Source organism: Flagellimonas meridianipacifica, assembly GCF_003001695.1.
In the GTDB taxonomy this organism is placed as follows: Bacteria; Bacteroidota; Bacteroidia; order Flavobacteriales; family Flavobacteriaceae; genus Flagellimonas; species Flagellimonas meridianipacifica.
In genome coordinates this window covers 1,533,549-1,545,981 of record NZ_PVYX01000002.1, presented here as the reverse complement: position 1 = coordinate 1,545,981, position 12,433 = coordinate 1,533,549, and the positions used below count along the sequence as shown (strand labels likewise).

Below are 12,433 nucleotides of genomic sequence, written 5' to 3'. Positions count from 1 at the left end.
TATATTTGCACCCCTAAAAAGAAATACTTTAATGAAAGCAGGTATTGTAGGACTGCCCAATGTGGGAAAATCCACTTTGTTCAATTGTTTGTCCAATGCAAAAGCGCAAAGCGCAAACTTCCCTTTCTGTACCATTGAACCCAACATCGGTGTGGTCAATGTGCCGGATACTCGTTTGGAAAAACTAGAATCGCTGGTGCAACCGGAAAAGGTAATTCCCGCCACGGTCGAAATTGTTGATATTGCCGGATTGGTAAAAGGAGCCAGTAAAGGAGAAGGTTTAGGAAATCAGTTTTTGGGCAACATTCGTGAAACGGATGCCATTCTTCATGTATTACGCTGCTTTGACAACGATAATATTGTGCACGTAGATGGTTCCGTAAATCCAATTCGAGATAAGGAAACGATTGACATGGAACTCCAATTGAAAGATTTGGAGAGCGTGGAGAAGAAATTGGACAAGGTAAAGCGTGCTGCAAAAACCGGTAATAAAGATGCTCAGAAAGAGGCAGCCGTTCTTACCTCTCTAAAAGAAGGATTAGAAGCTGGCACTTCAGTTAGAGCCATTTCAATTTCTGAAGATGATAAGACAGAGTTTGTAAAGCCCTTGCAATTAATTACGAATAAGCCAGTGATGTATGTCTGTAATGTGGACGAGGAAGCGGCAGCTACTGGCAATGATTATGTTGAAAAAGTGAAGGCCGCCGTTGCCGATGAAAATGCCGAGGTTATTTTCTTAGCAGTAGGTACAGAAGCGGATATCACCGAATTGGAAACGTATGAAGAGCGTCAACTTTTTTTGGAAGACTTGGGATTAAGCGAACCTGGTTCTGCCAAATTGATACGAGGCGCCTATAGACTCTTGGATTTGGAAACCTATTTTACGGCTGGACCCAAAGAGGTCAGGGCATGGACCATTCCAGTTGGTGCAACTGCTCCACAAGCTGCCGGTGTAATCCATACTGATTTTGAAAAAGGGTTTATCCGAGCGGAAGTGATTTCTTTTGACGATTACCTGAAATTTGAGAGCGAAGCCAAAGTCAAAGAAGCGGGCAAAATGCGTATTGAAGGGAAGGAATACATCGTTAAGGATGGTGATGTGATGCATTTCAGATTCAATGTATAAGCCCCGATTTGCTGGCTCTATCAACAAAGCTTGTTGATTACTTTCTTACCGTCATCCTTTGATTTTTGTGGCTAAATTTTAAATTAGCTAGGATTAATCCTATTCATGGCAGAAACTCAATATACAGAGGATAATATCCGTTCACTGGATTGGAAGGAGCATATTCGCATGCGCCCAGGTATGTACATTGGTAAGCTGGGTGATGGCTCATCCGCCGATGATGGTATCTATATCCTATTGAAAGAGGTCATCGATAACTGTATTGATGAGTTTGTAATGGGAGCTGGAAAAACCATCGAAATCAATATCAAGGAGAATACGGTCCATGTTCGGGATTACGGTAGAGGGATTCCTTTAGGAAAAGTAGTGGATGTGGTATCCAAGATGAATACAGGAGGAAAATACGATACCCGCGCTTTTAAGAAATCTGTCGGGCTCAATGGAGTAGGAACCAAGGCAGTAAATGCTTTATCTACCTATTTTAAAGTTGAATCCAATAGGGATGGCAAGTCTAAATCTGCCGAATTCCAAACAGGAAACTTGGTCAATGAAGAGCTTTTGGAAGAAACCTCGAGAAGACGGGGTACCAAAGTAAGTTTTGTTCCCGATGAGACCATCTTTAAAAAATACAAATATCGAAGCGAGTATGTGGAACGCATGCTCAAAAACTATGTCTATCTCAACCCTGGCCTTACCATAGTTTTCAATGGTGAGAAATTCCATTCCGAAAATGGCCTTAAAGACCTTTTGGAGGATACCAACAATGTGGATGATATGTTGTATCCCATCATTCATTTGAAGGGAAATGATATTGAGATAGCCATGACCCATAGCAAAACCCAATATAGTGAGGAGTATCATTCCTTTGTAAATGGGCAGCACACCACGCAAGGAGGAACGCATCAAGCGGCATTTCGGGAAGCTGTGGTGAAAACCATACGTGAGCATTACGGGAAAAATTATGAAGCTTCAGATATCAGGAAATCCATTATTTCGGCTATTTCCATAAAGGTAATGGAGCCAGTTTTTGAGAGCCAGACCAAAACAAAATTAGGTTCCACAGATATGGGGGGTGACCTACCAACCGTTAGGACGTATATCAATGATTTTGTTGGGAAGTATTTGGACAACTACTTGCATAAAAACCCGGATACAAGGGAAGCCATACAACGAAAAATAATCCAGGCCGAGAAAGAGCGTAAGGAACTATCAGGAATACGTAAACTGGCTAGGGAACGTGCCAAGAAAGCTAATCTTCATAATAAGAAATTAAGGGATTGTCGTATTCATCTTCAGGATATGAAAAAGGACCGTAGATTGGAGACCACTCTTTTTATAACAGAGGGAGATTCCGCTTCAGGTTCGATAACGAAATCTCGTGATGTAAATACACAGGCTGTTTTTAGTCTTAGGGGTAAGCCCTTGAACTCCTACGGGATGTCCAAGAAGATTGTGTATGAGAATGAGGAATTCAATTTATTGCAGGCTGCACTTAATATTGAAGAATCTTTAGAGGATTTACGTTATAACAACATTGTAATAGCCACGGATGCTGATGTAGACGGAATGCACATACGCCTACTTCTTATTACTTTTTTCCTTCAGTTTTTCCCGGAGTTGATAAAGGAGAATCATCTATATATTCTTCAAACGCCACTTTTCCGAGTGAGGAATAAGAAAGAAACCATTTACTGCTACAGTGAGGAAGAAAAGCGTAATGCAATTGAAAAACTATCTGGAAAACCTGAAATTACCAGATTTAAGGGATTAGGGGAGATTTCACCAGATGAATTCAAGCATTTTATTGGAGATGATATCCGACTGGAGCCTGTAATGTTGGATAAAGCTTTGAGCATTGATACGCTTTTAAAATTCTATATGGGGAAGAATACCCCGGACCGACAGGATTTCATTATAAATAACCTTAAAGTTGAACTTGATTTAATAGAGGAAAACTAACTCTAAACCAGATAATTTATCCTTCTTAATGGAAGAGAATGACGCATTGAACGAAGAAGGTTTTGAAAACCAAGATAACTCCCAAGAAGCGCTTACCAAAGTTACAGGTATGTACAAGGATTGGTTCCTTGATTATGCCTCTTATGTAATTTTAGAAAGAGCCGTACCTGCTATTGAGGATGGGTTTAAACCTGTACAGCGCCGAATAATGCATTCCTTAAAGGAGTTGGATGATGGGCGCTACAATAAAGTAGCGAATGTAGTTGGGCACACCATGCAATATCATCCACATGGGGATGCCAGTATCGCCGATGCGATGGTTCAATTGGGTCAGAAAGACCTATTAATTGACACTCAGGGGAATTGGGGAAATATATTGACAGGCGATGGGGCAGCAGCTTCCAGATATATTGAAGCACGACTGTCAAAGTTTGCATTGGATGTTGTTTACAGCCCGAAAATCACTGAATGGCAACTTTCTTATGATGGTAGAAAGAAAGAGCCTGTAAATCTTCCGGTAAAGTTTCCATTGTTGTTGGCTCAAGGTGCGGAAGGAATCGCCGTTGGCCTATCGACCAAAGTATTGCCACATAACTTTAACGAATTGATTGATGCATCCATTAAGCATCTAAAAGGACAGCGATTCAAATTATTCCCTGACTTTCCCACTTCGGGAATCATTGATGTCACCAACTATAACGACGGAGTTAGAGGAGGTAAAATACGGGTTCGGGCCAAGATTTCCACCTTGGATAAAAATACTTTGGTCATTAAAGAAATCCCTTTTGGAACCAATACCTCTTCTTTGATAGATTCCATTCTCAAAGCAAATGATAAGGGAAAGATAAAAATCAAAAAGATTGAGGACAATACCGCTGCGGAGGTCGAAATATTGATTCATCTCCCCAATGGGATTTCTCCTGATAAAACCATTGATGCCCTGTATGCTTTTACTTCGTGTGAATCTTCAATCTCTCCTTTGGGATGCATCATTGAGGATAACAAACCGTTGTTCATAGGGGTAAAAGAGATGCTTGAACGCTCCACGGATTATACCGTGGAATTGCTTAAAGCAGAGCTTGAAATACAGTTAGGTGAGCTAGAGGAACAATGGCATTTTGCATCGCTTGAGCGTATTTTTATCGAGAATAGGATTTATCGAGATATAGAAGAAGAAGAGACCTGGGAAGGAGTGATTGCTGCCATTGATAAAGGTTTAAAGCCTCATACCAAGCACTTAAAACGAGAAGTAACCGAGGCAGATATCGTTCGTCTTACCGAAATTCGTATTAAACGTATTTCAAAATTTGATTTGGAGAAGGCCGAGCAATTGATTGAAAGTCTCAATGACAGAATTGCTGAAACCAAACATCATCTAGAACATCTTGTCGAATATGCCATTGATTATTTCAAAGACCTGAAGAAGAAGTATGGCAAGGGCAAAGAGCGTAAATCCGAGATTAAAATATTTGATGATATTGAGGCTACCAAGGTAGTAATCCGGAATACCAAACTCTATGTGAACCGCGAAGAAGGTTTTATTGGTACTTCCTTGCGGAAAGATGAATACGTTACAGACTGTAGCGATATAGACGACATCATTGTCTTCACCAAAAAAGGGGAAATGATGGTCACCAAAGTGGATGCCAAGACATTTGTGGGCAAGAATATCGTTCATGTAGGGGTTTTTAAAAAGAAGGATAGCCGGACTACTTATAATATGATTTATAAGGAAGGAAAAGGAGGGTCTAGCTACATAAAACGATTCAACGTCACTGGAGTCACGCGGGATAAAATCTATCAACTTGCCGGAACCAAGGTCAGTGCCGATGTTCTTTACTTCACAGCAAACCTAAATGGTGAGGCAGAAATTGTTACGGTGATGCTGCGGCAATCTGGAAGCATCAAAAAGCTTAAATGGGATTTGGATTTTGCCGATGTCCTCATTAAAGGAAGGGCTTCGAAAGGGAATTTGGTCACTAAATATCCTGTGAAGCGCATTGAACTCAAAGAGAAAGGAGTTTCTACACTAAAACCTAGGAAAATTTGGTTTGATGATGTTGTAAATCGCCTAAATGTTGACGGTCGTGGAGAGCTACTGGGAGAGTTCAAAGGGGAGGATTTGTTATTGGTTATTGACCAAAAGGGAAGGGTGAAAACCATTGCCCCGGACCTTTTGACGCGGTTTGATGACAATATGATTGTCCTCGAAAAATGGAAACCCAATAAACCGTTGTCAGTTGTTCATTATGAAGGGGAGAAGGAACGCTATTATGTCAAACGTTTTGTGGTGGAAAATCCAAATAAGGAAGAAATTGTGATTTCTGACCATCCTAAATCCTTTATGGAATTGGTTTCAACAGACTGGCGCCCGGTAATAGAAATTGAGTTTGTAAAGCCAAGGGGCAAAGATGCCAAACCAAATCAAAAAGTGGATTTGGAAGATTTCATCGCCATCAAAGGTATAAAGGCCATAGGAAATCAATTGACATCTGATAAGGTAAAGAACATCAATGCTTTGGAGTCCCTACCTTTTGAGGAGCCTGAAGAGGTTAGCGCTCAGGAGATTGAGGTAGTAGACGAAGAGGCCATAGAAATCAATGATACCGATGTAAAGACAAATGATGACGATTCGGACCAACCCACTTTGTTTTAATCACATATTCTACCTATTTTAGTCGCCGACACACCAAACCATTAGCTGAATTACATTATATGGATTTTACTAACCCGCTGGTTTACGGCGTACCCGTTTTTATTGCCTTTATTTTATTTGAACTTACGTATAGCAAAACCCATGGAGATGACCATCTTTACAATTGGAAAGATTTGGCGGCTAGTGGTTTTATGGGAGTGGGCTCGGCCCTTCTTGGACCTTTGTTCAAAGTCATTTTTGCGATAGTGCTCTTTGAAACCGTCTATGAATTTTGGAATCCCATTGTTGATGGAACAAGGCAAAACTTGTTGGGCTATGAGTCTTTTGGGTATGCTTGGTATATTTGGATTATTTGCCAGTTGGCTGATGATTTTACGTATTATTGGTTTCATAGGGCAAATCACGAAATACGTATCCTTTGGGCGGCCCATATTGTTCATCATTCTTCCGATAATTTTAATCTAGGTACCGCCGTGCGAAATGGATGGTTTACCATTTTGTATAAACCTCTGTTCTATATGTGGATGCCCGCTATCGGATTCCCGCCCGAAATGGTTGTGGTTTGTTTGGGTATTGAAGCGCTATGGCAGTTTCAATTGCACTCTGTGTACATTCCAAAGCTGGGTTTTCTTGAAAAAATCTTTAATACGCACACCATGCACCAAGTTCATCACGCACAAAACGTGGAATATCTGGATAAAAACCATGGGGGTTTCCTCAACATATTTGATAAGGCGTTTGGTACATGGAAAGAATTGGATGATGATATAGATGTGAAGTATGGTGTAATTCACTCGCCAAATTCCTATAATCCAGTTGTAATACTTACCCATGAGTTCAAGGACATTTGGAATGATGTCAAAAAATCAAAAAACTGGTATCACAAATTCATGTATGTGTTTGGACCTCCAGGCTGGAGCCATGATGGAAGCACGTTGACCGTAAAACAACAGCAGAAATTACATAAAGAACATCAAGAGCAATATCCAGACTTGGTGTATAACCGTCCAAACTAACTTATTTTTCCAATACCTCTTCCGGTTTTGATTTGTTCTTCTTCATACGTAAATCGAAAAACTCTACCATGAGTGAAAAAGCAATGGCAAAGTAGAGATATCCTTTGGGTATTGCACCGATTTCATTGTCAAAGACGATTAAATGGGATAGGTGGGCCGCTTCGGTAATCAGCATAAAACCGATAAGAATCAAAAATGACAATCCTAGGATTTGAATGGAAGGATGCCTATTTACAAATTCTCCTACCGGATTGGCGAATAACATCATTATCAAGACCGAGATGACCACCGCGGTCACCATGAGTACAAGAGCATCCGTTGGGTTCGGCGATATCCCGTTGGTCATACCAATTGCGGTAAGAATCGAATCGAAAGAGAAAACAATATTGATGACCGTTATTTGGATTATGGCATTGGTAAGGGAGGAGGAACGTGCCTTTGTGACCTCCCTCTCATCATGACCTTTATCTTCTACCTTTTCATGAATTTCTTTGGTGCTTTTATACAACAGGAACAGTCCTCCCAAAAAAAGAATAAGTGCTTGCCAACTGATTCCACCTTTTATCCAGGCCTCATCCAAAACCAAAAAAGGCTTTTTTAGTTTTGTGAGCCACGTTATTCCGAAAAGAAGAACAATTCGCATACCCATGGCCAATACCAGTCCAAGGTTGGTAGCTTTTTTTCTGTCTTTTTGCTCAAGCTTTCCGGCTGCAATTGAAATGAAAATAATGTTGTCAATACCTAAAATGATTTCAAGAAAGGTAAGTGTCAACAATGCCATCCAGGCATCTGGGCTTGTAAAGATTTCGAACATGGTCAGTGTATTTTAAACGCGGTACCTTTAAATTTTCTGGTATCGCCAATAGCGTTATATTCAAATGTATAAGAAGAATCCGTTGTAGTCAATATTTTTATATGGATAGATTTTTCTTCGGCTTTACTCTTGGGATTTAGATTTTTCAATACATATTCACAATCATTGATCCAACGTATGGAGGAAGTATCCTGTTTTCCTTCAAAATAGTCTATTTCAATTTTCTCGGTTCTCTCGAAAACTGTCTTTTTTTCTTCCCCATCAATTTGGGTGGTGAACGAAAATTTACCTTCCTTAAAATCCAAACATTTTCGCTGGGGAGGAGCACTGCAAGAAAAAATAAAAACCAAAACGAATACGGAAAGATATAATCTAATCATGTCCGCAAAGTAAAGGTAAAGTCAATTATAAAGATTAAAAAGCTATTGCTTTTTTTGATTGAAAGTTTCGAAGGTTCCGTCGTTGTAGAACAGAACAATTTTTGAAATCTCCTTGTTTGAGTTTGTATTCGAGAGTTCTTCAATCTTCTTGGATGCATTTTTGTTTGAAATTCCTTCTGCTTCAGTTACGGAAGGAAGGGCAGAGGTTGAGTCGTCATCTTCTGGAAAACTGCCTTTTCCATTCAGCAACCAATACAAATTGACTTCGGGGAAAGTCTTAACCAATTTCATCACAAAGTCAAGGCTAGGTTTATTTCGCCCGTTTAGGATATGGGACATACTGGACCTTTGAATTCCAATCTTATCCGCAAACGCTGAAACACCTAAATCATAATGTTCCAAAATGATTTTTATCCTATTTACAAATCCATTGTTCACTCTTGTAACTTCTTTGTATCAAAAGTAAATCAATTATAACAAAGGAAGCAATTTGTTTTCGTGAAATGTATACCAGAATTTGAAGTAAAAGTTCATATAAAAATATTTATAAATTTGATTTATAAGATTTTATAGATTATTTTAAAGATTCTATTTACAAAAGTATCGTAAGTTGGATTTTAATACTAAAAATTATTCACATTTGTAACATGAAGTAATCATTGAATTAACTTTTGTAAACAAAAATGAATATAGATTTGTAATCTCTTAAAGGAACTGGTATTCATTAATACATGCATCATTTATACAAAGAAGAAAGTGTGGAAGGACGTTATGTTACCTTGAACCACTTGACAAAAACATGGTTACCTGGCTTGCCAGAACAATACGTTGATACCATTGGCAAATCCGAAAATGGCCAGCTTATTTATTCCATTACCTTAGGTACAGGTGAAAAAAAAGTGCTCATGTGGTCGCAGATGCATGGTAATGAATCAACAACAACCAAGGCTGTTTTGGACTTGGTTAATTTCTTAAGTTCTAACAGTGACATTTCCAATGAAATCCTAAAAAATTGCAAATTGGTAATTCTGCCCATGCTTAATCCAGATGGCGCAAAAGCATACACGAGGGTAAATGCAAACGAGGTTGATTTAAATAGGGATGCACAAAATCGTTCACAAGCCGAAACCAATATTTTGTGGTCCGTTTTCGAATCCTTTCAGCCTAATTTTTGTTTTAATCTGCATGATCAGCGGACACTGTTCAACGTTGGAGGTACAGACCAAGTTGCAACGGTTTCCTTTTTATCACCGGCGAGCGATAGCCAAAGAAGTATTACAGATAGTAGGGTAGAGGCCATGAAATTGATTGTTGGCATGAATCATAGATTGCAGCAAGAAATACCTGGACAAGTGGGAAGATATGATGATGCTTTCAATGCCAATTGTATCGGGGATTCCTTTCAAATGAAAAAAGTTCCTACAGTGCTTTTTGAAGCTGGACATTATCCAAATGACTATGAACGCGAAGAAACAAGACGCTTCATATTCTTCGCTTTGATAGAAGCGTTGGAAATTATTTCTGAAAATAAGTTGGACAATTTTGAGGTTTCCGAATATGCATCCATTCCTGAGAACCATAAGTTTTTCTTCGATGTATTAATAAAGAATGCTTCGGTTGTTAATCCCAATATAGAAACCGGGAATTCAGTGGGTATTCGATATGAGGAAATTCTCAATGCCAACAGTATTGAATTTAAGCCAAAAGTGGATGAGGTGGGAACTCTTGAAGATTTTTACGGGCATTTGGAGTTGGATTTGACAGTTTCTGAAGACTTTGATTCACTTTCCAGCCAAAAAGAGATATTGGAATTGCTAATTCATCTTTAACAGAATTATTGACTCTATTTGTAAGCTGTTACATTTTTTTTAAAAAAACGGGTTTTTTTTTACGTTTATTTTCTTAATTAACTACTTTTGTTGAAAATACTATTAACTATGACAAAAGTAAAATTAGACGAAATAGACCACCAAATTTTAGATATGTTAATTGACAATACCCGTACTCCATTTACGGATATTGCTAAAAAACTATTGATTTCTGCTGGTACTGTGCACGTTAGAGTCAAGAAGATGGAGGAATCGGGTATTATCAAAGGTTCTTCCTTGACTTTGGACTATGTAAAGTTGGGATACTCCTTTATAGCCTATGTTGGTATTTTCCTTGAGAAAACCCATCAAACAAAATTTGTCCTTGAGCGTTTAAATCAAATTCCATATGTAACCGTTGCCCATATTACTACGGGTAAGTTCAATATATTCTGTAAAATCCGCGCAAGGGACACGACCCATGCGAAAAACATCATCTTCAAAATAGACGACATAGACGGTATTAGCAGAACGGAAACTATGATCTCTTTGGAGGAAAGCATCAACGATAAAAAACGTTTGATGCATACTATTTTTAACGAGCTATAGTTTTACCAAGATGTCCCTTTCCGATAGTGAATACCATCCCTACTATGGGAACTATATTGCTTTGTCCGGTGATGCACCTTTTCTCCAAACATTGGAAAAAGGTCTAAACGAGTTTCAAGATTTTGTTTCAAGCATTCCGGATGATAGGATGAATTATGCCTATGATGAAGGAAAGTGGACAGTTTCTGAATTGCTCATGCATTTGATTGATGCCGAAAGAGTATTTCAGCACAGGGCTTTTCGGTTTGCAAGAAATGACAAGACTCCTTTGCCTGGATTTGAACAGGATGATTATGTGCCTGAGTCCAAGGCAGGGATTCGTTCTAGAAAAGAAATTATTGAAGAGTTTTTGACGGTTCGTAATTCTTCCATACAACTCTTCAAATCATTTAATGAAGATATATTGATAAGGATGGGAATAGCGAGTGGTTCTCCAATGAGTGTGCGGGCACTGGGACATGTTATCTGTGGACATCAAATCCATCATTTCAACGTAATCCGAGAGCGTTATTTGTAGATAAAGTAGTCCTTTTATAATAAGCCGTCTTTTTCTGGGTTGGAATCTGGGTCGGCTTCAAATTCGGAATGGTCCGGATGCGACTCATCTTGAGCTAGGGCTATTTCCTTGTCAACTTTCTTATCCAATTCCTTTTCAATGTTTTCCTCAAAATTTGAAATGAAGTTGGAAAGACTTTTACTAATCTTCACTAGGTAGATGGCCTCTTCTGTACGCACCTCCACCGCCTCAACAATTTCTCCGTTCGGTTTTTTCAACACAATGATATCTTCATCGCCATAGCCATAAGGATATGAGTCAATAAGACGGGCAGCCACATCATGGCTTAACTTTTTGTAGTCTATTAAAATTCGTTTCATGGCAGGTAGTTTTGATTTCTCTACCTAAGCTATAAAATTTAGAATCTTATGTGAATGAAGAGTTGTCAATATCCAAAATTAGTATATGAACCAATTATTGATTGTAGTATGCAAACGCTTTTTCAAAAAGAGGAGTAGGTACTTTTACATCCAAAATAGCAGCGCCTATGTCTTGTAACAATACAAAATTGATATTACCGTGTGTGTTCTTTTTATCATGCTTTAATAGGTCGACAATAATCTTGACATCTTCTTCTGAGAAATCCACTTTCTCAAAATGTTGGAGAAAGGTGGTTTTGATATCTTCTAAAGAAAGCATGGACAGGCCTTTGAGTTCATGGGAAAGGTATCCTTCCAAAATCATTCCAATAGCAATCGCTTCCCCATGCAGTAAAGCAGACTTTTCAGGGTTCTTTAAAAAATAAGACTCTATGGCATGCCCCAAGGTATGCCCGAAATTTAATATTTTTCGAATCCCTTTTTCCGTTGGATCCTCCATGACCACATCGTTTTTAATGGCAATGGACTTTCTGATATAATCAGCATGTGTATAATCGTCAACGGTTTTTAAGGAATCCCAATACTCGCTGCTCTTAATCAATCCATGCTTCAGCATTTCGGCAAAACCGCTGGTGATTTGCCTAGCATCCAAGGTTTTCAGCATATCTGGAAAAATAAGTACCATTTGAGGTTGGTTGATAACCCCAATCTGATTTTTCAAGGAACCGAAATCAACTCCTGTTTTTCCACCAATTGACGCATCAACCATAGATAATAGGGTAGTGGGAATATTTATAAAATCGATACCCCGTTTAAATGTAGAAGCTACAAATCCGCCTAAATCGGTAAGTACCCCGCCACCCAAGTTGATGAGCAGACTTTGCCTGTCACCTCCATAATCTGAAAGATTGCGCCAGACAGTTGTACAGGTCTGTATGGTTTTGTTTTCTTCACCGGATGGAATTTCAAGAATTTCATCAACAACGGGCCCCACTATTTTTTGGAGTTTGGGTAAACAGTGCTGCTTGGTGTTTTCATCTACCAAAACAAAAACCTTGGAATAGTCTTTTACCTTGATATGCTGGTTTATTGCCGCCTCCGCCAATTCCTCCAGATACACTTCGTATGAACCAGATGCTATTGAATTCATAATGCAAATAATCCACTAAATAAAGATTATTTTATCGAT

General features: G+C 38.9%; 12 protein-coding genes. 7 read left to right on the top strand and 5 right to left on the bottom strand.

Annotated features, from left to right (window positions below; translation table 11 throughout):
• Nucleotides 1–31 precede the first annotated feature (31 nt).
• The 4 genes from ychF to CLV81_RS17110 all read left to right on the top strand — a co-directional run bounded on the left by ychF (nucleotide 32) and on the right by CLV81_RS17110 (nucleotide 6,757).
• Entirely contained in the window at nucleotides 32–1,126 is a 1,095-nt protein-coding gene (gene ychF, locus CLV81_RS17125; protein ID WP_106146684.1) for a redox-regulated ATPase YchF, read from the top strand.
• A gap of 105 nt (nucleotides 1,127–1,231) precedes the next feature.
• Nucleotides 1,232–3,085 (top strand): DNA topoisomerase IV subunit B, encoded by a 1,854-nt coding sequence (locus CLV81_RS17120; protein ID WP_106146682.1) that lies wholly within the window; start codon nucleotides 1,232–1,234, stop codon nucleotides 3,083–3,085.
• A gap of 28 nt (nucleotides 3,086–3,113) precedes the next feature.
• Nucleotides 3,114–5,741, top strand: a complete 2,628-nt coding sequence (locus CLV81_RS17115) for a DNA gyrase/topoisomerase IV subunit A (RefSeq protein WP_106146680.1) — start codon at nucleotides 3,114–3,116, stop codon at nucleotides 5,739–5,741.
• 59 nt (nucleotides 5,742–5,800) lie between these two features.
• A complete protein-coding gene (locus CLV81_RS17110; RefSeq protein WP_106146678.1) occupies nucleotides 5,801–6,757 on the top strand; it encodes a sterol desaturase family protein in 957 nt (318 codons plus the stop codon).
• 1 nt (nucleotide 6,758) lies between these two features.
• On the opposite strand, the gene CLV81_RS17105 is transcribed toward CLV81_RS17110, so the two are convergent.
• From CLV81_RS17105 to CLV81_RS17095, 3 genes are read right to left on the bottom strand one after another with little or no spacing between them, the layout of a single operon-like run.
• Nucleotides 6,759–7,571, bottom strand: coding sequence for a TerC family protein (locus tag CLV81_RS17105; protein ID WP_106146676.1), 813 nt, complete (start codon nucleotides 7,569–7,571; stop codon nucleotides 6,759–6,761).
• 2 nt (nucleotides 7,572–7,573) lie between these two features.
• Nucleotides 7,574–7,951 (bottom strand): DNA topoisomerase IV, encoded by a 378-nt coding sequence (locus CLV81_RS17100; protein WP_106146674.1) that lies wholly within the window; start codon nucleotides 7,949–7,951, stop codon nucleotides 7,574–7,576.
• A gap of 42 nt (nucleotides 7,952–7,993) precedes the next feature.
• Nucleotides 7,994–8,389, bottom strand: coding sequence for a helix-turn-helix transcriptional regulator (locus CLV81_RS17095; RefSeq protein ID WP_106146672.1), 396 nt, complete (start codon nucleotides 8,387–8,389; stop codon nucleotides 7,994–7,996).
• A 293-nt stretch (nucleotides 8,390–8,682) separates the two neighbouring features.
• Here CLV81_RS17095 and CLV81_RS17090 point away from each other — a divergent pair, with 293 nt between their 5' ends.
• From CLV81_RS17090 to CLV81_RS17080, 3 genes are all read left to right on the top strand, one after another.
• Nucleotides 8,683–9,780, top strand: coding sequence for a M14 family metallopeptidase (locus CLV81_RS17090; protein ID WP_106146670.1), 1,098 nt, complete (start codon nucleotides 8,683–8,685; stop codon nucleotides 9,778–9,780).
• 108 nt (nucleotides 9,781–9,888) lie between these two features.
• Nucleotides 9,889–10,368: an Lrp/AsnC family transcriptional regulator gene (locus CLV81_RS17085; RefSeq protein WP_106146668.1), complete on the top strand. Its 480-nt coding sequence runs from the start codon at nucleotides 9,889–9,891 to the stop codon at nucleotides 10,366–10,368.
• Between the two features lie 10 nt (nucleotides 10,369–10,378).
• Entirely contained in the window at nucleotides 10,379–10,885 is a 507-nt protein-coding gene (locus CLV81_RS17080) for a DinB family protein (protein WP_106146666.1), read from the top strand.
• Nucleotides 10,886–10,899: 14 nt separating this feature from the next.
• Here CLV81_RS17080 and CLV81_RS17075 read toward each other — a convergent pair whose 3' ends face one another.
• Nucleotides 10,900–11,244, bottom strand: coding sequence for a hypothetical protein (locus CLV81_RS17075; RefSeq protein WP_245912073.1), 345 nt, complete (start codon nucleotides 11,242–11,244; stop codon nucleotides 10,900–10,902).
• A 94-nt stretch (nucleotides 11,245–11,338) separates the two neighbouring features.
• Nucleotides 11,339–12,394 (bottom strand): 3-dehydroquinate synthase, encoded by a 1,056-nt coding sequence (gene aroB / locus CLV81_RS17070; RefSeq protein WP_106146664.1) that lies wholly within the window; start codon nucleotides 12,392–12,394, stop codon nucleotides 11,339–11,341.
• Nucleotides 12,395–12,433: the final 39 nt, after the last annotated feature.